Annotated in this window: 21 protein-coding genes and 3 tRNA genes; 1 reads left to right on the forward strand and 23 read right to left on the reverse strand. The window is 58.2% G+C overall.

What is annotated here, in order from left to right:
• Nucleotides 1-51 precede the first annotated feature (51 nt).
• The 17 genes from MKZ87_RS26310 to rlmE all read right to left on the reverse strand — a co-directional run bounded on the left by MKZ87_RS26310 (nucleotide 52) and on the right by rlmE (nucleotide 16,097).
• Nucleotides 52-351 carry a DUF6388 family protein gene (locus tag MKZ87_RS26310; protein WP_085702530.1) on the reverse strand — a complete coding sequence of 100 codons (300 nt, stop codon included), beginning with the start codon at nucleotides 349-351 and terminating at the stop codon, nucleotides 52-54.
• 234 nt (nucleotides 352-585) lie between these two features.
• Nucleotides 586-661 (reverse strand) — tRNA-Thr (locus MKZ87_RS26315).
• A 129-nt stretch (nucleotides 662-790) separates the two neighbouring features.
• Nucleotides 791-2,896 (reverse strand): polyribonucleotide nucleotidyltransferase, encoded by a 2,106-nt coding sequence (gene pnp / locus MKZ87_RS26320; RefSeq protein WP_011332410.1) that lies wholly within the window; start codon nucleotides 2,894-2,896, stop codon nucleotides 791-793.
• 193 nt (nucleotides 2,897-3,089) lie between these two features.
• Nucleotides 3,090-3,359 (reverse strand): 30S ribosomal protein S15, encoded by a 270-nt coding sequence (gene rpsO, locus MKZ87_RS26325; RefSeq protein WP_085698397.1) that lies wholly within the window; start codon nucleotides 3,357-3,359, stop codon nucleotides 3,090-3,092.
• Between the two features lie 141 nt (nucleotides 3,360-3,500).
• Complete coding sequence (gene truB, locus MKZ87_RS26330) at nucleotides 3,501-4,418, reverse strand: tRNA pseudouridine(55) synthase TruB (RefSeq protein ID WP_085702438.1); 918 nt, start codon at nucleotides 4,416-4,418, stop codon at nucleotides 3,501-3,503.
• A gap of 4 nt (nucleotides 4,419-4,422) precedes the next feature.
• Complete coding sequence (rbfA, locus tag MKZ87_RS26335; RefSeq protein ID WP_085698395.1) at nucleotides 4,423-4,821, reverse strand: 30S ribosome-binding factor RbfA; 399 nt, start codon at nucleotides 4,819-4,821, stop codon at nucleotides 4,423-4,425.
• A 161-nt stretch (nucleotides 4,822-4,982) separates the two neighbouring features.
• The gene (infB, locus tag MKZ87_RS26340) at nucleotides 4,983-7,499 is read right to left on the reverse strand and encodes a translation initiation factor IF-2 (protein ID WP_085698394.1); all 2,517 of its coding nucleotides are present in this window, start codon (nucleotides 7,497-7,499) and stop codon (nucleotides 4,983-4,985) included.
• Between the two features lie 27 nt (nucleotides 7,500-7,526).
• Entirely contained in the window at nucleotides 7,527-9,008 is a 1,482-nt protein-coding gene (gene nusA, locus MKZ87_RS26345; protein ID WP_085698393.1) for a transcription termination factor NusA, read from the reverse strand.
• A 47-nt stretch (nucleotides 9,009-9,055) separates the two neighbouring features.
• Nucleotides 9,056-9,514 (reverse strand): ribosome maturation factor RimP, encoded by a 459-nt coding sequence (gene rimP, locus MKZ87_RS26350; protein ID WP_039769696.1) that lies wholly within the window; start codon nucleotides 9,512-9,514, stop codon nucleotides 9,056-9,058.
• A 138-nt stretch (nucleotides 9,515-9,652) separates the two neighbouring features.
• Nucleotides 9,653-9,729, reverse strand: a tRNA-Met gene (locus tag MKZ87_RS26355).
• Between the two features lie 97 nt (nucleotides 9,730-9,826).
• Nucleotides 9,827-9,912 (reverse strand) — tRNA-Leu (locus MKZ87_RS26360).
• Nucleotides 9,913-9,934: 22 nt separating this feature from the next.
• A complete protein-coding gene (secG, locus tag MKZ87_RS26365) occupies nucleotides 9,935-10,318 on the reverse strand; it encodes a preprotein translocase subunit SecG (protein ID WP_011332406.1) in 384 nt (127 codons plus the stop codon).
• Between the two features lie 4 nt (nucleotides 10,319-10,322).
• Nucleotides 10,323-11,078 carry a triose-phosphate isomerase gene (gene tpiA / locus MKZ87_RS26370; protein ID WP_085698392.1) on the reverse strand — a complete coding sequence of 252 codons (756 nt, stop codon included), beginning with the start codon at nucleotides 11,076-11,078 and terminating at the stop codon, nucleotides 10,323-10,325.
• 65 nt (nucleotides 11,079-11,143) lie between these two features.
• The gene (gene glmM / locus MKZ87_RS26375; RefSeq protein ID WP_085698391.1) at nucleotides 11,144-12,481 is read right to left on the reverse strand and encodes a phosphoglucosamine mutase; all 1,338 of its coding nucleotides are present in this window, start codon (nucleotides 12,479-12,481) and stop codon (nucleotides 11,144-11,146) included.
• 16 nt (nucleotides 12,482-12,497) lie between these two features.
• Entirely contained in the window at nucleotides 12,498-13,349 is an 852-nt protein-coding gene (gene folP / locus MKZ87_RS26380; protein ID WP_085702437.1) for a dihydropteroate synthase, read from the reverse strand.
• Between the two features lie 8 nt (nucleotides 13,350-13,357).
• Complete coding sequence (ftsH, locus tag MKZ87_RS26385; protein WP_011332403.1) at nucleotides 13,358-15,265, reverse strand: ATP-dependent zinc metalloprotease FtsH; 1,908 nt, start codon at nucleotides 15,263-15,265, stop codon at nucleotides 13,358-13,360.
• Nucleotides 15,266-15,467: 202 nt separating this feature from the next.
• Nucleotides 15,468-16,097 (reverse strand): 23S rRNA (uridine(2552)-2'-O)-methyltransferase RlmE, encoded by a 630-nt coding sequence (gene rlmE / locus MKZ87_RS26390; protein WP_266202151.1) that lies wholly within the window; start codon nucleotides 16,095-16,097, stop codon nucleotides 15,468-15,470.
• Nucleotides 16,098-16,198: 101 nt separating this feature from the next.
• On the opposite strand from rlmE, the gene MKZ87_RS26395 reads away from it, so the two are divergent.
• Entirely contained in the window at nucleotides 16,199-16,507 is a 309-nt protein-coding gene (locus tag MKZ87_RS26395) for a YhbY family RNA-binding protein (protein ID WP_085698388.1), read from the forward strand.
• Between the two features lie 9 nt (nucleotides 16,508-16,516).
• Here MKZ87_RS26395 and MKZ87_RS26400 read toward each other — a convergent pair whose 3' ends face one another.
• From MKZ87_RS26400 to dnaJ, 6 genes are all read right to left on the reverse strand, one after another.
• Entirely contained in the window at nucleotides 16,517-16,921 is a 405-nt protein-coding gene (locus MKZ87_RS26400) for an MFS transporter (RefSeq protein WP_266202152.1), read from the reverse strand.
• A 28-nt stretch (nucleotides 16,922-16,949) separates the two neighbouring features.
• Nucleotides 16,950-17,426 carry a transcription elongation factor GreA gene (gene greA / locus MKZ87_RS26405; protein ID WP_007953757.1) on the reverse strand — a complete coding sequence of 159 codons (477 nt, stop codon included), beginning with the start codon at nucleotides 17,424-17,426 and terminating at the stop codon, nucleotides 16,950-16,952.
• Nucleotides 17,423-20,644 (reverse strand): carbamoyl-phosphate synthase large subunit, encoded by a 3,222-nt coding sequence (carB, locus tag MKZ87_RS26410; RefSeq protein ID WP_085698386.1) that lies wholly within the window; start codon nucleotides 20,642-20,644, stop codon nucleotides 17,423-17,425. Before carB ends, greA begins: the two co-directional genes overlap by 4 nt.
• Nucleotides 20,645-20,770: 126 nt before the next feature.
• Nucleotides 20,771-21,907 (reverse strand): glutamine-hydrolyzing carbamoyl-phosphate synthase small subunit, encoded by a 1,137-nt coding sequence (gene carA, locus MKZ87_RS26415; RefSeq protein WP_007953761.1) that lies wholly within the window; start codon nucleotides 21,905-21,907, stop codon nucleotides 20,771-20,773.
• Nucleotides 21,908-22,163: 256 nt separating this feature from the next.
• The gene (gene dapB / locus MKZ87_RS26420; protein ID WP_266202153.1) at nucleotides 22,164-22,970 is read right to left on the reverse strand and encodes a 4-hydroxy-tetrahydrodipicolinate reductase; all 807 of its coding nucleotides are present in this window, start codon (nucleotides 22,968-22,970) and stop codon (nucleotides 22,164-22,166) included.
• A 9-nt stretch (nucleotides 22,971-22,979) separates the two neighbouring features.
• Nucleotides 22,980-24,104: a molecular chaperone DnaJ gene (gene dnaJ / locus MKZ87_RS26425; protein WP_085698384.1), complete on the reverse strand. Its 1,125-nt coding sequence runs from the start codon at nucleotides 24,102-24,104 to the stop codon at nucleotides 22,980-22,982.
• Nucleotides 24,105-24,312 lie beyond the last annotated feature (208 nt).

Below are 24,312 nucleotides of genomic sequence, written 5' to 3' on the forward strand. Positions count from 1 at the left end.
GGCAGTCGGGCAATAAAAAACGCCAGCCGTTTCGAGGCTGGCGTTTTTGTTTCAGACCACCAGATTGTTCATCTCGCAGTACTCTTCCCAATCGACACCCAATACTTCGGCCGCCTCCTTGTGCAGTTCCAGGCGCTTGGCATCGAACTCCTCAGGCGTACTGGTGTACTTGAGGGTCAACTCCCAAGGCTGCAGACCCTGGGCTTCGGCTTCGTCTTCGAACGCCCACTGGATCTGGTCCTTCTGTTCATCGGGACTCAGGTCCTTGATCTCTTCCTTCAGATCCGGAACATCCAGGATGTATTTTCTAAGCGCTTCTTCGTGACGTTGCTCTTGAGTTAATTCGGTCATGGCGTTCTCGCTGATCATGGGAATGGAGGATGGATCTGGATCATCAAGGATCTCTCTGACGCGGACTGTCCGGCCTTCGGAACCATTCGGGATCATCTGAAAACTGCTGGGCGATGCTCATGCAGGCACCGAATATAGGACGTTTGCATGACGAATTACACGGCTCTTTACATCTCTCCCACAAAAAGTTGACCTGTGGAACATAAATGCCGGTTTAAAAGGATAACGGAGAGGTGGTGCCCGAGACAGGAATCGAACCTGCGACCTTCGCGTTACGAGTGCGCTGCTCTACCGGCTGAGCTACACGGGCGGTGGGCTAAACCTAGCACTGGTCTTGCAGGTCGGCAACTTTGCCGAATGACTCGATATTTCACGGACAAAAAAATGCCCCGCCGTTTTCACGGCGGGGCATTTTCATTGCGCTAGGGCTGCGGGGTGATTAAACGCCCGAAGCCTTGGCAGCTGCCACGTCTTTGATGGACAGCTTGATACGGCCGCGGTTGTCCACGTCCAGTACCAGCACTTCCACTTCCTGGCCTTCTTTCAGGATGTCGGTCACTTTCTCTACGCGAGCGTCGCTCAGCATCGAGATGTGAACCAGACCGTCCTTGCCTGGCAGGATGTTGACGAATGCGCCGAAGTCGACGATGCGCTCAACCTTGCCGACGTAGATCTTGCCGATCTCGGCCTCAGCGGTGATACCCAGAACGCGCTGACGTGCTGCTTCAGCCGCTTCCTTGGTTTCGCCGAAGATCTTGATCGAACCGTCGTCTTCGATGTCGATCGAAGCCTTGGTTTCTTCGCAGATCGCACGGATGGTCGCGCCACCTTTACCGATAACGTCACGGATCTTGTCGGTGTCGATCTTCATCGCGATCATGGTCGGAGCGTTGGCCGACAGTTCGGTACGCGACTGGCCGATGATCTGGTTCATCTGGCCGAGGATGTTCAGGCGCGCTTCCAGGGCTTGGCCCAGAGCGATTTCCATGATCTCTTCGGTGATGCCCTTGATCTTGATGTCCATCTGCAGCGCGGTCACACCTTTGGCGGTACCGGCTACCTTGAAGTCCATGTCGCCCAGGTGGTCTTCGTCACCCAGGATGTCGGTCAGGACGGCGAACTTCTCGCCTTCTTTAACCAGACCCATGGCGATACCGGCAACCGGTGCCTTCATCGGAACACCAGCATCCATCAGGGCCAGGGAAGCGCCGCAAACGGAAGCCATCGAGCTCGAACCGTTGGATTCGGTGATTTCCGAAACCACACGGATGGTGTAAGGGAACACGTCAGCGGCTGGCAGCATGGCCGAAACCGAGCGACGGGCCAGACGGCCGTGACCGATTTCACGACGACCGGCGCCACCCATGCGACCACACTCGCCCACCGAGAACGGAGGGAAGTTGTAGTGCAGCATGAACGGGTCTTTTTTCTCGCCTTCCAGAGTGTCCAGCAGCTGCGCGTCACGGGCAGTGCCCAGCGTCGCGACGACCAGAGCCTGGGTTTCGCCACGGGTGAACAGTGCCGAACCGTGAGTCTTCGGCAGAACGCCGACTTCGATGTTCAGCGGGCGTACGGTGCGGGTGTCGCGACCGTCGATACGTGGCTTGCCGTTTACGATGTTTTCGCGAACGGTGCGGTATTCGATTTCGCCGAAAGCAGCTTTGACGTCGGCAGCCGAAGGCTGGCCTTCTTCGCCGGACAGCTTGGCGACGACCTGGTCACGCAGCTCGCCCAGACGCGCGTAACGGTCGGCCTTGATGGTGATGGTGTAAGCCTGGGAGATCGCTTCGCCGAACTCGGAACGGATAGCGGCCAGCAGCTCGGTGGCTTCTGGGGCAGGTGCCCATGTCCAGGTTGGCTTGGCCGCTTCGGCAGCCAGTTCTTTAACGGCGTTGATTACGACCTGGAACTCGTCGTGAGCAAACAGTACTGCGCCCAGCATCTGGTCTTCGGTCAGCTCTTTGGCTTCCGATTCAACCATCAGCACGGCGTCCGAAGTACCGGCAACGACCATGTCCAGGCTCGAAGCAGCTTGCTGCTCGTAGGTCGGGTTCAGCAGGTAGCCGGTGCTTTCGTGGAAAGCAACGCGAGCGGCGCCGATCGGGCCGTCGAACGGAATGCCGGAGATCGCCAGGGCAGCCGAGGTACCGATCATCGCAGCGATGTCCGGATCGGTTTTCTTGCTGGTGGAAACGACGGTGCAGACAACCTGCACTTCGTTCATGAAACCTTCAGGGAACAGCGGACGGATCGGACGGTCGATCAGTCGGGAAGTCAGGGTTTCTTTCTCGGAAGGACGGCCTTCACGCTTGAAGAAACCGCCAGGAATCTTACCGGCAGCGTAAGTCTTTTCCTGGTAGTGAACGGACAGAGGGAAGAAGCCCTTGCCCGGATCAGCTTGCTTGGCACCGACTACGGTCACCAATACGCTGACGTCGTCGTCAACGGTGACCAATACTGCGCCGGAGGCCTGACGGGCGATACGGCCAGTCTCGAGGGTAACGGTCGACTGACCGAACTGGAATTTTTTGATTACCGGGTTCACGGTGTCCTACCTTCTTTGTGGCTCTTGGGGGAACTGGTTTCTTGCGAAATTCTTGGGCAACGTCGGGAATCGGCCCGCGGATTGTCCGGGTAAAACGGTAGTTCAGATAAAACTTGAGGCTGGGAGCCTGCCGGACGCCGGCGGAAACCCGCTGACGTCTGACAGACAACCAACCTCATAGCGCAATCGCTGATTAGCGACGCAGACCCAGGCGAGCGATCAGAGCGCTGTAACGGCTCAGGTCCTTGCCTTTCAGGTAGTCCAGCAGCTTGCGACGCTGGTTAACCATGCGGATCAGACCACGACGGGAGTGGTGGTCTTTACCGTTGGCCTTGAAGTGACCTTGCAGTTTGTTGATGTTGGCGGTCAGCAGTGCAACTTGCACTTCTGGCGAACCAGTATCACCAACAGCTTGCTGGTAGTCGGCAACGATTTGAGCTTTTTCTTGAACGTCGAGAGCCATGAGGCAATCCTTTTATCAGGAAACTGTTTAAAAAACAGTTTCAACAGGCCAGGGACAAATCCCTGTATCTATAAATGAGTAGTGACCGTGCCTGTTGACAGCCACACTCGCCGGCCTGCTGTTACACAGACCGGTTTCCGGTCATTCTGACCGAATCAGTCGACGCGGCGCGATACGCCCGTCTTCGCTCACTTCACCGATACCGATGAAGCGACCGTTGTGATCCTGTACCCGCACCATGCCGAACTTCGGAGCATCCGGGGCACGTACCGGCTGGCCGTTGAGCCAGTAGAACGCGCTCGCTTCCGAGAACTGCAGCAACGGCCAATCCTGCAGGCCGCTGTCCGATGGCATCAGGAAGCGGTCGACCGCTTCGTTGCCGCCTTCGGCATGTACCGCTTCCAGCTCTTCGAGGGTCACGGTCTGCGCCAGGGTGAAAGGCCCGGCCTGGGTACGACGCAGTTCAGCGACGTACGCACCACAACCGAGTTGCTCACCGATATCCTCCACCAGAGTGCGAATATAGGTGCCCTTGCTGCAATCCACCGCGAGTCGCGCAGTATCGCCTTCGAAGGCCAGCAATTCCAAGCGCGCAATAGTAACAGAACGCGGTTCGCGCTCCACTACTTCGCCTGCACGGGCCAGCTTGTACAGCGGCTGGCCATCACGCTTGAGAGCCGAGTACATCGGCGGTATCTGGCTGATTTGACCGCGAAATTTCGGCAGGACCGCTTCAATGTCGGCCTGACCAACGGTCACCGCACGCTCCTGCAAAACCTCGCCTTCGGCGTCTGCCGTGGTGGTGGTCTTGCCCAGTTGCGCCAGGGTTTCGTAACCCTTGTCGGAATCGAGCAGGTATTGCGAGAACTTGGTCGCCTCGCCAAAGCACAGTGGCAGAACGCCGGTGGCCAGGGGATCGAGACTGCCGGTGTGACCGGCCTTCTCGGCGTTGAGCAACCAGCGAACCTTCTGCAACGCGGCATTGGAGGTGAACCCCAACGGCTTGTCGAGCAGGATGATGCCGCTGACGTTACGACGGATACGTTTGACCTGAGCCACCGAGTTACTCCTTGGTGTCTTCGGGTGCAGCAGTTTCGTGCTGACTGTCTTCGGCCACCGCGCGCTCGATCAGAGCGGAAAGGTGCGCACCACGGGCGACACTTTCGTCGTAGTGGAAATGCAATTGAGGCACGCTGCGCAGCTTCATTTCACGGGCCAGCTGCATGCGCAGGAAACCGGCGGCAGCATTGAGCACCTTGATGCTTTGCGCGATGTCTTCGGCGTTGTCCTGCCCCATCACGGTGATGAAGATCTTCGCGTGACCAACATCACGGCTGACATCTACAGCGGTAATGGTGACCAGGCCGACACGCGGATCTTTGACTTCACGACGGATCAGTTGGGCCAGCTCACGCTGCATCTGATCGCCGATACGTTGGGTACGGCTGTATTCTTTTGCCATGATTTTGTTACCTGTTACTGCCCCGCGGTGAAACCCGCAAGGTCTGAAAGCGGCAAACGCCCGGCCTGACTAAAAGCCAGACCGGGCGTTGCGTTTAGAGTCCTGACGCCGTGCCGCGCATTTTCATGCGACGGCCCGACGTGGCCCTTGAAGTGCGCGAGTCAGAGGCTGCGAGCAACCTGAACCTTCTCGAAGACTTCGATCTTGTCGCCGACCTTGACGTCGTTGTAGCTCTTCACGCCGATACCGCATTCCATGCCGGCACGTACTTCGGAAGCGTCATCCTTGAAGCGGCGCAGGGATTCCAGCTCGCCTTCGAAGATCACGATGTCTTCACGCAGTACACGGATCGGACGGTTACGGTGCACAACACCTTCAATCACCATGCAACCAGCGATCGCGCCAAACTTCGGCGAACGGAACACGTCACGGACTTCGGCCACACCGAGGATGTTCTCGCGAACATCGCTGCCAAGCATACCGGTCAGGGCTTTCTTGACGTCTTCGATGATGTCGTAGATCACGTTGTAGTAACGCATGTCCAGACCTTCCTGCTCGACGATCTTCCGTGCACCGGCATCGGCACGCACGTTGAAGCCGAACAGTACAGCGTTGGAAGCCAGTGCCAGGTTGGCATCGGACTCGGTGATACCACCGACGCCGCCACCGACCACGCGCACTTGCACTTCGTCGTTGCCCAGGCCGTTCAGAGCGCCCTGCAAGGCTTCCAGCGAACCACGGACGTCGGATTTGAGGACGATGTTGAGCGTCTTCTTCTCTTCCTGACCCATGCTCTCGAAGATGTTTTCCAGCTTGCCGGCGTGAGCGCGAGCCAGTTTGACTTCGCGGAACTTGCCTTGACGGAACAGAGCCACTTCACGGGCTTTCTTCTCGTCGGCAACCACGCTCATCTCGTCGCCCGCATCAGGCGTACCGTCCAGGCCGAGGATCTCAACCGGAATGGCCGGGCCCGCTTCCTTGATCGGCTTGCCGTTCTCGTCGAGCATGGCGCGCACGCGACCATAGTTCGAGCCAACCAGCACCATGTCGCCTTGACGCAGCGTACCGTCCTGAACCAGAACAGTCGCTACCGGGCCACGGCCCTTGTCCAGACGCGATTCAACCACGACACCACGGCCAGGAGCCGATGGAGTGGCGGTCAGCTCGAGAACTTCGGCTTGCAGCAATACCGCTTCAAGCAGTTCGTCGACGCCGGTACCCATTTTCGCCGAGACCGGAACGAATGGAGTGTCGCCACCCCAGTCTTCGGAGGTCACACCGTGGACCGACAGCTCGCTGCGGATGCGATCGAGATCAGCGCCCGGCTTGTCGATCTTGTTCACTGCGACTACCAGCGGAACGCCAGCCGCCTGAGCATGCTGAACAGCTTCGATGGTTTGTGGCATCACGCCGTCGTCCGCCGCAACCACCAGGATCACGATGTCGGTCGCCTTCGCACCACGAGCACGCATTGCGGTAAACGCGGCGTGACCCGGGGTGTCGAGGAAGGTGACCATGCCGCGTTCGGTTTCAACGTGGTATGCACCGATGTGCTGGGTGATACCGCCGGCTTCGCCAGCAGCTACCTTGGCACGACGGATGTAGTCGAGCAGCGAGGTCTTACCGTGGTCAACGTGACCCATTACGGTTACGACCGGCGCACGCGGAACCGCTTCACCTTCGAACTTCAGGGACTCGGCCAGGGAGTCTTCCAGGGCAGTGTCGCTGACCAGGGTCACTTTGTGGCCCAGTTCTTCGGCTACCAGTTGAGCAGTTTCCTGATCAAGCACCTGGTTGATGGTCGCTGGAGTACCCAGTTTGAACATGAACTTGATGATTTCGGCAGCCTTGACCGACATCTGCTGAGCGAGATCGCCAACAGTGATGGTTTCGCCGATCTTCACCTCACGCACGACAGGGCCGGTAGGGCTCTGGAAACCGTGAGCGTTGCGTTTTTTCAGCTTGGACTTGCCGCGACCGCCGCGACGGAAGCCATCGCTTTCTTCGTCGGTAGTACGTGGCGCCACGCGTGGAGCCGGCGCCTTTTCCTTGACCGATGCGCGATGCGGAGCGTTCTTGCGCTCGCCATCACCACCGCCACGACGATTGTTGTCGTCGGCGCGTGGCTTGTCCGGACGGCGCTGTTCGTCACGCTTGCGAGTGTCGGCAGCTGGCGCAGCAGCCACAACCGGCGCAGCTTCGCGCACTGGTTCGGCCACTGGCGCAGGTGCAGCGACGGCTTCAGCAGGAGCGGACGGCGCAGCAGGCTGGCGACGCGCTTCTTCTTCGGCGCGCACACGGGCTTCTTCTTCAGCCTTCTGACGGGCAGCATTCTCTACCGCGCGACGTTCATCCAGTTCACGCTTGCGCTCGGCTTCGATTTCTTCCGCGCTACGCTGTACGAAAACTTTCTTCTTGCGGACTTCAACGCTGATGCTTTTGCTGCCAGCCACACGCAGGGTGCTGGTGGTTTTACGCTGCAGCGTGATCTTGCGTGGTTCTTCCACTTTCGCCTTGTGGCTGCTCTTCAAGTGGGTCAGCAGGGATTGCTTCTCACTGTCAGTCACATTTTCTTCGGCGGCGGTGTGCGGCAGACCTGCCTCACGCATCTGCTGCAACAGGCGCTCTACCGGTGTTTTGACCTCATCGGCCAGTTGTTTCACCGTGACTTGCGTCATGCACTTCTCTCCTCAGGCCGCGCCTAATTACTCGAACCAGTGGGCTCGGGCGGCCATGATCAACTTGCCGGCACGATCATCGTCAATGCCGTCGATGTCGAGCAGATCGTCAATAGACTGCTCGGCCAGGTCTTCGCGGGTAATTACGCCGCGCACCGCCAGTTCCATCGCCAAATCCTTGTCCATACCCTCAAGCGAGAGCAGGTCTTCGGCCGGATGGGCGTCTGCCAGCTTTTCCTCAGTAGCGATGGCTTTGGTCAACAAGCGATCCTTGGCACGAGCGCGAAGCTCGTTGACGATGTCTTCGTCAAAGCCGTCGATGTTGAGCATTTCTTCCAACGGTACGTAGGCAATCTCTTCCAGGCTGGTGAAGCCTTCGTCTACCAGCACCTGAGCCAGCTCTTCGTCGACTTCCAGCTCGTCGATGAAGTTGCGCAGGATGTCGCCGGTTTCTGCTTGTTGCTTAGCCTGGATGTCCGATTCGGTCATCACGTTCAGGGTCCAGCCAGTCAGCTGGCTCGCCAGACGCACGTTCTGACCACCACGACCGATGGCCTGAGCCAGATTGTCTGCGCCAACAGCGATGTCCATGGCATGGGCATCTTCGTCAACGATGATGGCCGCCACTTCTGCCGGCGACATGGCATTGATCACGAACTGGGCCGGGTTGTCGTCCCACAGGACGATGTCGACACGCTCGCCACCCAACTCGCCCGACACGGCCTGGACGCGCGAACCGCGCATACCGATGCACGCGCCTTGCGGATCGATGCGCTTGTCCTTGGAGCGGACAGCGATCTTGGCACGCGAACCCGGATCACGGGATGCGGCCATGACTTCGATCAGGCCTTCAGCGATTTCCGGCACTTCGATACGGAACAGTTCGATCAGCATTTCCGGCGCGGTACGCGACAGGATCAGCTGAGGGCCGCGGTTCTCGGTGCGGATTTCCTTGAGCAGCGCACGCAGACGCACGCCGACCCGGAAGGTTTCGCGAGAAATGATGTCTTCACGGGCCAGCAACGCTTCAGCGTTATTACCCAGGTCGACGATCACGTTGTCGCGGGTCACTTTTTTCACGGTGCCGGAGATGATTTCTCCCAGGCGCTCGCGATAAGCGTCAACCACTTGAGCGCGCTCGGCTTCACGAACTTTCTGCACGATGACCTGCTTGGCAGTCTGTGCAGCGATGCGGCCGAACTCGATGGACTCGATCTTTTCTTCAACGACGTCGCCAACCTTGGCGCCAGGGTGCGTTTCAGCAACCTTGCTCGGCCAGGTTTCGATGGCCGGATCATCGAGATCATCCTCTTCGACGACCGTCCAGCGACGGAAAGTTTCGTAAGAACCGGTGTGGCGGTTGATTTCCACACGCAGATCAACTTCGTCTTCAAAACGCTTTTTGGTAGCAGTGGCCAGAGCCAGCTCCAGCGCTTCAAAAATTACGCTTGCCGGTACACCCTTTTCATTGGATACCGACTCAACAACCAGCAGTACTTCTTTGCTCATCGTACGCCTCGCCTTTCGCAAGCCATTGGATCCGCGGGATCCGCGTCTCAGTCAAAACTGGGAATAATGTTGGCCTTGTCGATCATATCGATCGGCAACAGGAATTCATGGTCATCTACCTGCACCACGACGTCCTGTTCTTCTACACCGCGCAGAAGGCCCTGAAAGTTGCGTCGACCTTCAAAAGGCGAGCGCAGCTTGATCTTCACTTGTTCACCGACATATTTGGCAAACTGCTCAAGAGTGAACAGTGGGCGTTCCATGCCTGGCGAGGAAACTTCAAGGGTGTATTCAACGGAGATCGGATCTTCAACATCCAGCACACCGCTGATCTGACGGCTGACGATGGCGCAATCGTCCACCAGTACGCCGCCTTCCTTATCGATATAAACGCGCAACATTGAGTGGCGACCTTGAGCCGAAAACTCAATACCCCAGCATTCATAGCCTAGGGCCACGACCACCGGGGCCAGCAAGGCCTGCAACTCTTCTAGCTTGCTCGACACCTGAACCCCCTCGTGCATGTATGTGCATGCTATGCAAAATAAAAAAATGGGCGAAACGCCCATCCTTGAAACGCCGTCGAACAGCGGCGTTGAAAGTGTCCAGCTAACAAAAAGCCCCTTAAAAGGGGCTCCTTAAACTGGTTGCGGGGGCCGGATTTGAACCGACGACCTTCGGGTTATGAGCCCGACGAGCTACCAGACTGCTCCACCCCGCGACAAAGCTGGGGCGGAAGTATACGACCGATCCCTTTTAGGGTCAATGTAACCTTCCACCTGCAAGAAAGCCCGCAACAGCGGGCTCTCCTGACTAATTGGTACCGAGAAGGGGACTCGAACCCCTACACCCTATGGGCACAACCACCTCAAGGTTGCGTGTCTACCAATTCCACCACCTCGGCAATACTACGTTTGAAACCCTTCTTACTTCTGCTCTTGAGCTGGAGGTACGTCAGTCGCTGGGGTAGCCGACTTTTGCTCTTGAAGCACCGGGACATCATCAGAAGCCGGTTGCTGCTTTGGAACTTCCAATACTGCCGGGTTTGGCAAACCTGCTTGAGTCAGCTGATGAGCCTTCTCTTTAGCAAAGTAACCTAACCCCAAGCTGGTTATGAAGAAACCGGCGGCAAGTATAGCAGTAAACTTACTAAGAAAGGTAGAGGAACCTTGGCTTCCGAACACAGTATTTGAAGCACCTGCTCCGAAAGACGCGCCAGCGTCCGCACCTTTACCCTGCTGCAGCAAAACCAGAGCAACTACGCCCAACGCACCCAGCAGATGAAAAACGACTACGACTGTTTCCAGCATTTTTTCAGTTTCCCGCGGCGCGACAGATCGCACCGAACTCATCTGCATTCAGGGAAGCTCCACCAATGAGCCCCCCATCGATATCCGGCATGCCGAACAGTTCGACCGCATTGGCCGCCTTCACGCTGCCGCCGTATAGAAGCCGCACACCTCGTGCCACTTCAGAATTCTCTGCCGCCAACTGCTCACGAATGGCTTTATGCACATCTTGAGCCTGTTGCGGCGTCGCAGTCAGCCCGGTACCAATCGCCCAGACCGGCTCGTAAGCGATCACTGCGTTGGCAAAAGCACCGACACCCAGCTCTTCTATGATACTGCCCAGCTGACGCCCGACAATCTCAAGAGTTTTTCCGGCCTCACGCTGCTCCAGGGTCTCCCCCACACACAATACCGGAATCAAGCCACATGCCTGTGCCGCTGCGAACTTGCGATTCAGCATTCCGTCTCGCTCGCCCATTATCTGGCGGCGTTCGGAGTGCCCGACAAGCACCAGGGAACAACCTGCATCCACCAACTGACTCGGCGCAATCTCGCCTGTCAACGCACCTTGCATGGATTCCACCGCAGAGTTCTGCGCACCGACCGAAATCGATTTGCCTTTCAAGCCATCAATCACCTGATTGATATGCAAGCAAGGCGGGAACACCGCGACATCAACACCGCTTGGCAAGGCCAGATGACGAAGGCCGTTGATCAGCTCAGCGACGCTGGCGCGGGTACCGTGCATCTTCCAGTTACCAGCTACCATAGGGCGACGCATGCTGTACCTCGTCGGTCAAAGTGGGCGCAGATGTTACCCAACACAATCATGGCTGGCAAGCCGAATCAGGCAGAAACTTCAGTTACCAGTTTTGCCAGCTCTTCGGCATAGCCACGAACCTGAGTTTCGTCCTCGCCTTCGACCATCACCCGCACCAGAGGCTCTGTTCCGGACTTGCGCAAAAGCACGCGACCACGACCCGCCATCGCCTGGGTCACGCGCGCACTCGCTTCCTTGACAGCCGGGTGCTCCAACGGGCTTTCGCCCCCACCGAAACGCACGTTGATCAGCACCTGCGGACATTTGCGCAATGCCTGGCGAGTTTGAGCAAGCCCCTCGTTACGCGTCTTCAGCGCCATCAGCACTTGCAAGGCCGCGATGATCGCATCACCCGTGGTGGTGTGGTTGAAGCACACGACATGCCCCGAGTTTTCTCCACCGACCAGCCAGTTACGCTCCAGCAGTTCGGCGATCACATAGCGGTCACCGACATTGGCGCGCACAAAAGGAATACCCAAATCCGCGAGCGCGAGCTCAAGTCCAAGGTTACTCATCAAGGTACCGACTACACCGCCTTGCAACTTGTCGCGCTCATGAAGATCGCGCGCAATGATGTACAACAGTTCGTCACCATCAACAATCGCACCCGTGTGGTCGACCATCAGCACCCGGTCACCATCGCCATCGAAGGCGATACCCAGATCCGCATGTTCGGACAACACCGCCGCCTGCAATTGCCCCATATGCGTGGAGCCGCAGTTGTCATTGATGTTCAGGCCGTTAGGCTGCGCCGACAAAACGACGACCTCGGCGCCCAACTCACGAAAAACACTCGGCGCCACTTTATAGGTAGCACCGTGTGCGCAGTCGATGACGATCTTCAGCCCGGAAAAACTGGTACCAGTCGGCACGGAGCTCTTGCAGAATTCGATATAGCGGCCGGACGCATCATTGATTCGCGACACCTTGCCGATCTTGCTCGACTCGACAACGGTCATTGGTGTATCGAGCAACTCTTCAATCATCAACTCCAGCTCATCGGGCAGCTTGGTGCCCTTGCCGGAGAAGAACTTGATGCCGTTATCGTCATGCGGATTGTGCGATGCACTGATCACGATCCCGGCCTCAGCCTGGAATGTACGCGACAAATAGGCGATGGCCGGAGTCGGCATCGGGCCGAGCAGCATGACATCGGCGCCCGCAGAAGTCAGGCCAGCCTCAAGGGCCGATTCAAACATGTAGCCGGAAATCCGCGTGTCCTTGCCGACCAGCACCTTGCAGGCACCCATCTTGCGAAATGCCATACCGGCAGCCCAGCCGAGCTTGAGCATGAAGTCAGGAGTGATCGGGTATTCCCCGACACGACCACGAATACCGTCAGTACCAAAGTATTTCTTGCTCATAAGTGCTCCATCATTCTTATTCGGCTGATTCCACGGCCGCGAGCATTCGCACCACGTCCACCGTTTCCGCCACATCATGGACGCGCAATATACGCGCACCTTTCACCATTGCCAGTGCGGCCAAAGCCAGACCACCGAAAAGACGCTCACCCACAGGGCGACTCAATGCATGACCGATCATGCTTTTGCGTGAAACACCCACCAACAGAGGCCGCCCCAGCGCATGCAGGGCCTCCATATGCTTGAACAAGCTTAGATTGTGCTGCAGGGTTTTGGCGAAGCCGAAGCCCGGGTCGAGAATGATCCGCTCGGCGGGAATTCCTGCCCTCTCACACTGAACCATGCGCTCAGCAAGAAACTCACCTACCTCACGGGTGACATCCTGATAACGCGGATCGTCCTGCATATCACCAGGCTCGCCAAGCATATGCATCAGGCACACGGGCAATCCCGTGGCGGCCGCCGCATCAAGTGCGCCATCGCGCCGTAGCGAACGAACATCGTTGATCAAGCCGGCACCCAAGCGAGCCGTTTCGCGCATGACCGCCGGAGTAGATGTATCGACGGATATGACCACATCCAGTTCGCGATTGATAAGCTCGACAACGGGAGCGACACGCTCCAGCTCCTCCAAGGGAGAAACCGCCCGCGCGCCTGGCCGGGTCGACTCGCCGCCCACATCGATCAGCGTCGCACCCGCCGCAACCATGGCTTCGGCATGACGCAAGGCCGCGTCGAGCTGGCTGTATCGGCCACCGTCGGAAAAGGAATCGGGAGTGACATTGAGAATGCCCATGACATGAGTCCGGGCCAAATCAAGAACCCGGTTGCCGCAAGGCAACCGGGTCAGGGACTGTACAGAAGTCATTTCAAACCTTAAACGTCGGCAGCAGGACCGCCAATCGGTGTTTCCGGACGCTCACCCTGAATGACAGGAGGCGTGCCAGTTCCGGTGCCGCCCGACCAGTCGCGAGGCTCGCGAGGTGTACGTCCGGCCATGATGTCGTCGATCTGTTCGGCATCGATCGTTTCGTACTTCATCAGGGCATCCGCCATGGCATCGAGCTTGTCGCGGTTGTCCGTGAGAATTTGCTTGGCCGTGCCGTAGCACTGGTCGATGATGCTGCGCACTTCGGAGTCGATCAGCTTGGCTGTCTCACCGGAGAAGCTGGCATTCTGACCCCCACCACCGCGACCGAGGAATACTTCACCCTCTTCTTCGGCATACATCAACGGACCGAGCTTTTCCGACAGCCCCCATTTAGTCACCATGTTCCGCGCAATCTGACTCGCGCGCATGATGTCGTTGGAAGCACCCGTGGTCACACCATCGAAGCCCAAAGTCATTTCTTCGGCAATTCGGCCGCCGTACAACGAGCAGATCTGACTGATCAGCGCACGCTTGGACAGGCTGTAACGATCTTCTTCCGGCAGGAACATGGTCACACCCAGCGCACGACCGCGCGGGATGATCGATACCTTGTAGACCGGATCATGCTCGGGCACGACACGACCAACAATGGCATGGCCTGCCTCGTGATAAGCAGTGTTCTGCTTTTCCTTCTCGGACATGACCATGGATTTGCGCTCGGCGCCCATCATGATTTTGTCTTTGGCCAGTTCGAATTCTTTCATCTCGACGATGCGCTTGCCGGCGCGAGCAGCAAACAGCGAAGCCTCGTTGACCAGATTCGCCAGATCGGCACCGGAGAAGCCCGGAGTACCACGCGCAATAACGGCCGGAGCGACATCGTCACCCATTGGCACTTTACGCATGTGAACCTTGAGGATCTGCTCACGACCACGTATGTCCGGCAGACCGACCACAACTTGACGGTCGAAACGACCAGGACGCAGCAATGCAGGGTCGAGCACGTCAGGACGGTTGGTCGCAGCGATGACGATAATGCCGTCATTCATTTCGAAGCCATCCATCTCCACCAGCAACTGGTTGAGAGTCTGCTCGCGCTCATCGTGACCGCCGCCCATGCCGGCGCCACGATGGCGACCAACGGCGTCGATCTCGTCGATGAAGATAATGCACGGAGCGTGTTTCTTGGCCTGCTCGAACATGTCACGAACACGGCTGGCACCAACACCGACGAACATTTCGACGAAGTCGGAACCGGAAATGGTAAAGAACGGCACTTTGGCTTCGCCGGCAATCGCCTTGGCCAGCAAGGTTTTACCGGTACCCGGAGGACCGACCATCAGCACGCCACGAGGAATGCGGCCGCCCAGACGCTGGAACTTGCCCGGATCACGAAGAAATTCAACCAGCTCACCAACTTCTTCCTTCGCTTCGTCGCAACCGGCAACGTCAGCCAGAGTGGTTTTCACCTGATCTTCGGACAGCAGACGCGCCTTGCTCTTGCCAAAGCTCATCGGCCCGCCCTTGCCGCCCGCGCCGCCCTGCATCTGGCGCATGAAGAACATGAACACCGCGATGATCACCAGGATCGGGAAGCTGGCTACCAGGAGCTGGGTCCAGATACTTTGCTGCTCAGGCTGCTTGCCTTCGACCACAACGTGGTTGTCGACGAGATCGCCGATCAGGCCATTGTCCTGGATTGCCGGACGAATGGTCTTGAAGCTATCGCCATCGTTGCGTTTGCCGGTAATCACGTAGCCGTCGACGGCCACGCGCTCGACCTTGCCATCCTTGACCTGCTGGATGAAGTCGGAATAGTTGAGGGTCTGCGGCTCGTTAGGGCTGGAGAAGTTGTTCATCACCGTCACCAGGACAGCCGCGATGATCAACCACAGGATCAGATTCTTTGCCATATCGTTCAATTAACTACCCTCTGAAGCAAGCTCCGCTACTGGCGCGCGCTTCGCATGATATTCACCGGCCTAACTTACTACATTACCTACAGCTCTGGCAGGCGCCGTCTGTAACCCTTTGTGAAACACTTTCTACACAATATTCGCTTATGCACGCGGGGCGAAATACGAAAAACCTATCACCCCGGCAAAAAACCTCGTTTTACTCACTGTGACCGCGATAGCCCCAAGCCAGCATATATTGCTCGCGGGAACTGTCGCGGGAAGAGTCCGGTTTAATCATCTGGACCTTGTCGAATTTCCGACGAACGTCCTTCAGATAAGTATCGAACCCTTCGCCCTGAAAAATCTTGATCAGGAAATTACCGCCCGGCTTGAGAATCCGCTCCGCCAGGTCAAGCGCCAGTTCGCAAAGAAACATGGCTTTCGGCATATCTACGGCGGGCGTACCACTCATATTGGGGGCCATATCGGAAATCACAAGGTCCACCTGTGAATTACCCACCGCCTCAAGGATTTGAGCAAGGACTTCATCCTGAGTGAAATCCCCCTGAATGAAGGTCACATCCGGAATGCTGTCCATTTCCAGGATGTCCGAAGCGATCAGACGCCCCTGACCACCGATCAACCGACTGGTGACCTGCGACCAGCCGCCGGGCGCGGCGCCCAGGTCGACAACGCTCATGCCGGGCCGGATCAGTTTGTATTTTTCCTGGACCTCCAGAAGCTTGTAACTCGCACGCGAACGGTAACCGTCCTTCTGCGCCTGCTTCACATAGGGGTCATTGACATGTCTTTTCAGCCAACCAAGGCTTGTCTTGGAACGCGCCATTGGGCACCTCGTTGATTAGGGTCGTGATTAATTGGGCGGATCCACGAGCCCTCGGGTAAAATGGCCGCCATTTTACAGAATCCAGACGAAAGGGTCAGATTATGCCGCTCACTCCCGAGCAGAAGAAACAGTACAAATCCATTGGCCACCACCTGAAACCAGTTCTGACTGTGGCTGACAACGGTTTGACTGAGGGTGTTTTAGCCGAACTCGAACGCGCATTGGCGGATCACGAGCTGATCAAGATCAAGCTCAACATCCTCGATCGTGAGGCGCGCCTGGCGTCCATTGCAGAGCTGTGCAAGGTCGGCAAAGCCGATCTGGTTCAAGTCATCGGCAAGATGGCACTGATTTACCGCAAGAACTTCAGCGTCAACAAGCAGCTGTCGAACGTCCATCGCTTCAAGTGATGGCCAGGGTCAAGGGTGTGCTTCGCGCACCCTGCCACTCCATCCCGGCACCGACTGCAAAACCAGCACCAACCCGGAGAAACCCAGTACAAGAAAGCTGAACTCCTGCCAGCGCTGCGCATCCGGCCAGCCGACACGCACTGCGACAAACATCGCACACGCATACAACGCCATCAGCAACACCTGTCCGCGAAAATCCCGCCATAGACTGGCAAGGCCTTCGGCCTGTACCAGCACCAAGGCCTGAAATATCACGCACGCGACGGCGAAACCCACCACCGCCACTTCAAACGTACTTGCAACTTCATCGATCAACAGCGGTGCCAGGCCGATTTGACCCAGCACCGGTCGCAGACCGAGATGAACCAGCCACAAGCCACCAACCCACAACATCTGGGCCAGTTGCCAGAGCATCGCGCCCGCATGCAGCGGGCGCCCACTCTCAGATGTGACGGACTTCGACAATCTCGTACTCGATATCGCCGCCCGGCGTTTTCACGACGACCGTGTCGCCCTCTTCCTTGGCAATCAAGGCGCGAGCGATCGGAGAGCCGACGGAAATCTTGCCGAGTTTGATGTCCGCTTCATCCTCACCCACGATCTGGTAAGTGACGCTTTCATCAGTTTCGACGTTGGCGATTTCGACGGTGGTGCCGAAAATCACTTTGCCGGTGTGCGGAATGGTCGTCACGTCGATGATCACCGCGTTCTGCAGGCGACCTTCGATGTCACGGATCCGCGCCTCGACCATGCCTTGCTGTTCGCGCGCGGCATGGTATTCAGCGTTTTCTTTCAAGTCACCCAACTCGCGGGCCGTACCGATGTCCTGGCTGAGCTTCGGACGAACGACCTTGGTCAGGTGAGCATGCTCTTCTTCCAGGGCTTTGGAGCCCTGGACGGTCATTGGGTATTTATTCATGCCTTCAATCCTGCGTGTAGATCCTGCAAGCGGCGTACGGTCTTCTCAGGACCGAACTTCAGCGCTTCACAGATAGCTTCGCCAGCAGCAATGGTGGTGGTGCAGTAGATTTTGTGCTGCAAGGCGTTACGACGAATGGAATAGGAATCGGCGATCGACTGACGCCCTTCGGTGGTGTTGATGATCAGGGTGACTTCGTCATTCTTGATCATGTCGACCACGTGTGGACGACCCTCGGTCACCTTGTTCACGCGACGCACTTTCAGACCTGCGGCTTCGATCAGCTTGGCAGTGCCGGCAGTGGCTACGACTTCGAAGCCCAAGTTGATCAGATCACGGGCCACGCCTGCAACCAGTGGCTTGTCATCGTCGCGCACGCTGATGAATGCGGTACCGCCGGTCGGCAGCACTTCGCTGGCACCCATCTGGGCTTTGGCAAAGGCTTCGCCGAAGGTGTCACCGACGCCCATCACTTCACCGGTGGATTTCATCTCAGGGCCGAGGATCGGGTCAACGCCAGGGAACTTGGCGAACGGGAACACCGCCTCTTTCACACTGTAGAAGTTCGGAATGATTTCCTTGGTGAAACCGATTTCCTTCAGGGTTTTACCAGCCATCACGCGAGCCGCGATCATCGCCAGGGAAACACCGATGCACTTCGAAACGAACGGTACGGTACGGGAAGCCCGCGGGTTGACTTCGATGACGTAGATGTCTTCGCCTTGCAGCGCCAACTGAACGTTCATCAGGCCGACCACGCCCAGCTCCAGGGCCATTTTCTTGACCTGCTCGCGCATCTCGTCCTGGATGTGCGCCGGCAGCGAGTACGGCGGCAGCGAGCACGCGGAGTCACCGGAGTGAACGCCCGCCTGTTCGATGTGCTGCATGATCGCGCCGATCACTACGTCCTTGCCGTCACAGACCGCATCCACGTCCATCTCGATGGCGCAGTTGAGGAAGTGGTCGAGCAGCACCGGGCTGTCGTTCGACACTTGCACCGCGTCACGCAGGTAACGCTTGAGTTCTTCTTCCTTGTAGACGATTTCCATCGCCCGGCCGCCCAGCACATAGGACGGACGCACCACCAGCGGGTAACCGATTTTCGCAGCAGCACGAACAGCTTCGTCTTCGCTGCGCACGGTGGCGTTTGGCGGCTGACGCAGGTTCAGACGCTCGACCATTTGCTGGAAGCGCTCACGGTCTTCGGCACGGTCGATGGCGTCAGGGCTGGTGCCGATGATCGGCACGCCGGCCGCTTCCAGGGCGCGAGCCAGTTTCAGAGGCGTCTGGCCGCCGTACTGGACGATCACGCCTTTCGGCTTCTCGACGCGGCAGATTTCCAGCACGTCTTCCAGAGTGACCGGTTCGAAGTACAGACGATCGGAAGTGTCGTAGTCAGTGGAAACGGTTTCCGGGTTGCAGTTGACCATGATGGTCTCATAACCGTCATCGCGCAGCGCCAGTGCCGCGTGTACGCAGCAGTAGTCGAACTCGATGCCCTGACCGATACGGTTCGGGCCACCGCCAAGGATGATGATCTTGTCGCGACCGGACGGCGCGGCTTCGCACTCTTCCTCGTAGGTCGAGTACAGGTAGGCGGTGTCGGTGGCGAACTCGGCCGCGCAGGTGTCGACGCGCTTGTAGACCGGGAACACTTCCAGCTTGTGGCGGTGAGTACGCAGGTTCTTCTCGGTGACGCCCAACAGCTTGGCCAGACGCTGGTCGGAGAAACCTTTGCGCTTGAGCTTGAACATCAGGTCGCGGTCGATAGCGGACAGACCAAGGGTCTTGACCTTCTCTTCGTCCTTGATCAGATCTTCGATCTGTACCAGGAACCACGGATCGATCATGTTCATGCCGAAGATTTCTTCGACGGTCATGCCGGCGCGGAAGGCGTCCGCCACGTACCAGATACGCTCGGCGCCAGGCACGGTCAGTTCGCGCTTGAGCACGCTCATGCTTTCCGGGTTGCTCAGGTCGACTTTCTCGTCCAGACCGCAAACACCCACTTCCAGACCGCGCAGGGCTTTCTGCAGGGATTCCTGGAAGGTACGGCCGATGGCCATGACTTCGCCTACGGACTTCATTTGGGTGGTCAGACGCGCATCAGCGTTGGAGAACTTCTCGAAAGCGAAGCGCGGCATCTTGGTGACGACGTAGTCGATGGACGGTTCGAACGACGCCGGGGTCTTGCCGCCGGTGATGTCGTTCGACAGCTCGTCGAGGGTGTAGCCGACTGCCAGTTTGGCCGCAACCTTGGCGATCGGGAAACCGGTGGCTTTCGAAGCCAGGGCCGAAGAGCGCGATACACGCGGGTTCATTTCGATCACGACCATGCGGCCGGTGTCCGGGCAGATACCGAACTGAACGTTGGAACCGCCGGTCTCGACGCCGATCTCGCGCAGTACCGCCAGCGAGGCGTTACGCAGGATCTGATATTCCTTGTCGGTCAGGGTCTGGGCCGGGGCAACAGTGATCGAGTCACCAGTGTGCACGCCCATCGGGTCGAAGTTTTCGATCGAGCAGACGATGATGCAGTTGTCCTTCTTGTCGCGGACAACTTCCATTTCATACTCTTTCCAGCCGATCAGCGATTCGTCGATCAGCAGCTCCTTGGTCGGCGACAGGTCCAGACCGCGGGCGCAGATTTCTTCGAACTCTTCACGGTTGTAAGCGATACCGCCACCGGTGCCGCCCATGGTGAAGGACGGACGGATAATGCACGGGAAGCCCAGGCGCTCAAGCACTGCGTTGGCTTCTTCCATGCTGTGGGCGATACCGGAACGCGGGCATTCCAGGCCGATGGCTTTCATCGCCTTATCGAAACGCGAACGGTCTTCAGCCTTGTCGATGGTGTCGGCGTTGGCCCCGATCATCTCTACGCCGAACTTCTCCAGAACGCCTTCGCGCTCCAGATCCAGGGCGCAGTTCAGAGCAGTCTGGCCGCCCATGGTTGGCAACACGGCATCCGGACGCTCTTTTTCGATGATCTTGGCAACGGTCTGCCATTTGATCGGCTCGATGTAGGTGGCGTCGGCCATGTCCGGATCGGTCATGATGGTGGCCGGGTTGGAGTTCACCAGGATGACGCGGTAACCCTCTTCGCGCAGGGCTTTGCAAGCCTGGGCGCCGGAGTAGTCGAATTCGCAAGCCTGGCCGATAACGATCGGGCCAGCGCCGAGAATCAGGATGCTTTTAATGTCTGTACGTTTTGGCATGGGTTTGTCACTCAAATCCGCAGGTCAGTCGGCAAGCCGTCTTGATCGATTTCTGAAGTCCCGAGGGGGCCGCCGGTTCCGGGGCCGCCCTCAAGAGGCTTCTCGCTACAGTCTCAAGGCGAGCGCTTAGCGTCGCTTGGCCATCTCGTTGATGAAGCGGTCAAACAGAGGGGCCACATCGTTCGGGCCCGGGCTCGCCTCAGGGTGACCCTGGAAGCTGAACGCGCTCTTGTCGGTGCGCTCGATACCTTGCAAGGTGCCGTCGAACAGCGATTTGTGGATCGCGCGGACGTTGGCTGGCAGGGTTTCTTCGTCAACCGCGAAACCGTGGTTCTGGCTGGTGATCATCACGACGCCCGTGTCCAGATCCTGAACCGGGTGGTTGGCACCGTGGTGGCCGTGACCCATTTTCAGGGTCTTGGCGCCAGAGGCCAGGGCCAGGAGTTGGTGACCGAGGCAGATGCCGAAGACCGGAATTTCGGTTTCCAGCACTTCCTTGATTGCCTTGATCGCGTAGTCGCAAGGCTCCGGATCGCCAGGGCCGTTGGACAGGAACACGCCGTCCGGTTTCAGGGCGAGTACGTCGGCAGCCGGGGTTTGCGCCGGCACAACGGTCACGCGGCAGCCGCGCTCGACCAGCATGCGCAGGATGTTGACCTTGACGCCGTAGTCGTAGGCAACCACGTGATAAGGGAGTTCGGAGGCTTCGATGGTCGCGTGGCTGTCGGTTTTCAGATCCCAGACAGTGGAGCGCCATTCGTATTGGGTCTTGGTGCTGACGACTTTCGCCAGGTCCATGCCCTTCAGGCCCGGGAAGCCTTGCGCCGCGGCGATGGCCGCTTCTTCGGAAATGTTGTCGCCGGCCATGATGCAGCCGTTCTGTGCGCCTTTTTCACGCAGAATGCGGGTCAGGCGGCGGGTGTCGATACCAGCGATTGCCACAACATTGTTGGCTTTCAGGTAATCGGACAGGGACATCGTGTTACGCCAGTTGCTCGCTACCAGAGGCAGGTCACGGATGACCAGGCCAGCGGACCAGACGCGGTCGGACTCGGCGTCTTCCGGCGTGGTACCGGTGTTGCCGATGTGCGGGTAAGTCAGGGTAACGATCTGTTGGGCGTAGGAAGGATCGGTAAGGATTTCCTGATAGCCGGTCATTGCGGTGTTGAACACCACCTCACCAACGGTCTGACCGTCGGCTCCAATGGCTTCGCCGCGAAAAATGCTGCCATCAGCAAGGGCGAGTATGGCTGGCTTAGTCAAGAAGACCTCCCGTAAATAACGCATGAAAGGGCAATCGCAGGTTGTAAAAAAGCGGAGTGACGTATGGACACGTCACCCCGCTTCTTCACTGAATTATTCTGCGCGCTTTTAGTGGACACACTAAAGCTGTAGCTTACAGAAAAAGGGATTTTTGGTCTACCGCCAATGAGCCCGAAAGGCCGGAGAATGCGACAGGGCGTCGCCGGGCGGAGCAAAACCGGCACAAACAGGGCGTTTGCGCCGGCTTCAGAACATCTCAATGCAGGTCAAGCACGTCCTGCATGTCGTACAAACCAGGCTCGCGAGCATCCAGCCACAACGCTGCACGCACCGCGCCTTTGGCGAAGGTCATGCGACTCGAAGCCTTGTGCGTGATTTCCAGGCGCTCGCCCTCACAGGCAAACAGCACCGTGTGATCACCCACCACATCACCACCTCGAACAGTGGCGAAACCGATGGTTTCACGCGCACGGGCACCGGTGTGACCTTCACGACCATAGACCGCGACCTTCTGCAGATCACGGTCCAGCGCACTGGCAATCACCTCACCCATGCGCAAGGCCGTACCCGACGGCGCATCGATCTTGTGGCGGTGATGGGCTTCGATGATTTCGATGTCCGCATCTTCCGCCAATACCCGCGCTGCCATGTCGAGCAGCTTCAACGACAGGTTGACGCCAACACTGAAATTGGCAGCGAAGACAATCGGAATATCCTTGCCCGCCTCGGCCAGCAACTGCTTCTGCGCAGCATCCAGCCCGGTCGTGCCGATCACCATCGCCTTGCCGGCCTTGCGGCAGAAGGCCAGGTTTTTCAGCATGACTTCCGGCAGGGTGAAGTCGATCAACACATCGAACTCTTCCGCCACCGACTCCAGATTCCCGGAGAGCGGCACGCCGATTCGACCGAGCGAAGCCAGCTCACCGGCATCCACACCGATCAGCGTACTGCCAGGGCGGACAATCGCAGCCGTCAGACCGGTCAGCGGCGCGCGCTGCTGCACCGCCTCGACCAGAATCTTGCCCATCCGCCCGGCAGCGCCCATCACAGCTATACGTCGCATGCCGACTCCTTACAGATCGCCGAAGAAGCGTTTCACACCGTCGAACCAACCGGTGGTTTTCGGGGAGTGACTGTTGTCGTCCGCCAGGGAACTGCGGAACTCTTCCAGCAGTTCACGCTGACGACGATTCAGATTGACCGGCGTTTCGACTGCCACACGGCACATCAGATCGCCCGCACCACCGCCACGTACCGGCGCAACACCCTTGCCGCGTACACGGAACTGCTTGCCGGTCTGAGTCCCTTCCGGAATCTTCAGTTTGACGCGACCGTCGAGGGTCGGAATTTCCAGCTCGCCACCCAGGGCTGCATCGACGAAGCTGATCGGCACTTCGCAGAACAGGTGCTTGCCGTCACGCTGGAAGATGTCGTGTTCGCGGACGTTGATCACGACGTACAGGTCGCCGGTCGGACCACCCTGAGTACCTGCCTCGCCTTCGCCGGACAGACGGATGCGGTCACCCGTGTCGACACCGGCCGGCACTTTGACGGAGAGGGTTTTGTATTCTTCGACGCGACCGTCGCCGTGGCAGGAATCGCACGGGTCGGAAATGATCTTGCCCTGGCCATGGCAGCGCGGGCAGGTCTGCTGCACCGAGAAGAAGCCTTGCTGCATGCGCACCTGGCCGATGCCGCCGCAAGTCGGACAAGTCGACGGCGACGAGCCTTTCTTGGCGCCCGAACCATCGCATGGCTTGCAGTTGACCAATGTCGGAACGCGGATATTCACGGTCGTGCCGCGCACCGCTTCTTCCAGGTTCAGCTCCAGGGTGTAGCGCAAATCGCTGCCACGCTGTGCGCCACCGCGGGAACCGCCGCGACCGCCACCGAAGAAATCACTGAAGACATCACCGAAGATGTCGGAGAAGTTCTGACCGCCGAAGCCTGCACCACCGCCGCCCATGCTTGAGTCGACGCCGGCATGACCGTACTGGTCGTACGCTGCACGCTTGCTTGAATCGGAGAGCACTTCGTAGGCTTCGTTGGCCTCTTTGAACAGATCTTCCGACGCTTTGTCACCGGGATTACGGTCCGGGTGGTGCTTCATTGCCAAACGGCGATAGGCCTTTTTCAGGTCTGCTTCGCTTGAGCTGCGCTCAACACCCAACACTTCGTAATAGTCACGCTTTGCCATAAGTTCTTCATACTCTTGAGGACGTTCGGCAAACCCCTCCTGAGCTTCGCCAAACTCGTTGAGCCCCAATACAGGCCCGGACCCAACTCACGTCAATTCAACGATCCTGGTCTTTGGTTCATGCGGTATTTGCAGCGCGAAAAGCAGGAGCATTCCCGGCCATACCGCCAACACACGAAGCTTGTCGCATGCTGTAAAAATTCGCGTA

Source organism: Pseudomonas sp. MCal1, assembly GCF_026341415.1.
Classification (GTDB): Bacteria; Pseudomonadota; Gammaproteobacteria; order Pseudomonadales; family Pseudomonadaceae; genus Aquipseudomonas.

What these genes read in the sequence shown, in the direction of transcription:
- carB (WP_085698386.1), bottom strand. Translation starts at nt 20,644, where the DNA reads ATGCCAAAACGTACAGACATTAAAAGCATCCTGATTCTCGGCGCTGGC.
- glmM (WP_085698391.1), bottom strand. Translation starts at nt 12,481, where the DNA reads ATGAGCAAGAAATACTTTGGTACTGACGGTATTCGTGGTCGTGTCGGG.
- MKZ87_RS26400 (WP_266202152.1), bottom strand. Translation starts at nt 16,921, where the DNA reads ATGCTCTGGCAACTGGCCCAGATGTTGTGGGTTGGTGGCTTGTGGCTG.
- nusA (WP_085698393.1), bottom strand. Translation starts at nt 9,008, where the DNA reads ATGAGCAAAGAAGTACTGCTGGTTGTTGAGTCGGTATCCAATGAAAAG.
- MKZ87_RS26395 (WP_085698388.1), top strand. Translation starts at nt 16,199, where the DNA reads ATGCCGCTCACTCCCGAGCAGAAGAAACAGTACAAATCCATTGGCCAC.
- dapB (WP_266202153.1), bottom strand. Translation starts at nt 22,970, where the DNA reads ATGCGACGTATAGCTGTGATGGGCGCTGCCGGGCGGATGGGCAAGATT.
- rpsO (WP_085698397.1), bottom strand. Translation starts at nt 3,359, where the DNA reads ATGGCTCTCGACGTTCAAGAAAAAGCTCAAATCGTTGCCGACTACCAG.
- secG (WP_011332406.1), bottom strand. Translation starts at nt 10,318, where the DNA reads ATGCTGGAAACAGTCGTAGTCGTTTTTCATCTGCTGGGTGCGTTGGGC.
- ftsH (WP_011332403.1), bottom strand. Translation starts at nt 15,265, where the DNA reads ATGGCAAAGAATCTGATCCTGTGGTTGATCATCGCGGCTGTCCTGGTG.
- folP (WP_085702437.1), bottom strand. Translation starts at nt 13,349, where the DNA reads ATGACTTCTGTACAGTCCCTGACCCGGTTGCCTTGCGGCAACCGGGTT.
- greA (WP_007953757.1), bottom strand. Translation starts at nt 17,426, where the DNA reads ATGAATAAATACCCAATGACCGTCCAGGGCTCCAAAGCCCTGGAAGAA.
- infB (WP_085698394.1), bottom strand. Translation starts at nt 7,499, where the DNA reads ATGACGCAAGTCACGGTGAAACAACTGGCCGATGAGGTCAAAACACCG.
- rbfA (WP_085698395.1), bottom strand. Translation starts at nt 4,821, where the DNA reads ATGGCAAAAGAATACAGCCGTACCCAACGTATCGGCGATCAGATGCAG.
- tpiA (WP_085698392.1), bottom strand. Translation starts at nt 11,078, where the DNA reads ATGCGTCGCCCTATGGTAGCTGGTAACTGGAAGATGCACGGTACCCGC.
- dnaJ (WP_085698384.1), bottom strand. Translation starts at nt 24,104, where the DNA reads ATGGCAAAGCGTGACTATTACGAAGTGTTGGGTGTTGAGCGCAGCTCA.
- rlmE (WP_266202151.1), bottom strand. Translation starts at nt 16,097, where the DNA reads ATGGCGCGTTCCAAGACAAGCCTTGGTTGGCTGAAAAGACATGTCAAT.
- MKZ87_RS26310 (WP_085702530.1), bottom strand. Translation starts at nt 351, where the DNA reads ATGACCGAATTAACTCAAGAGCAACGTCACGAAGAAGCGCTTAGAAAA.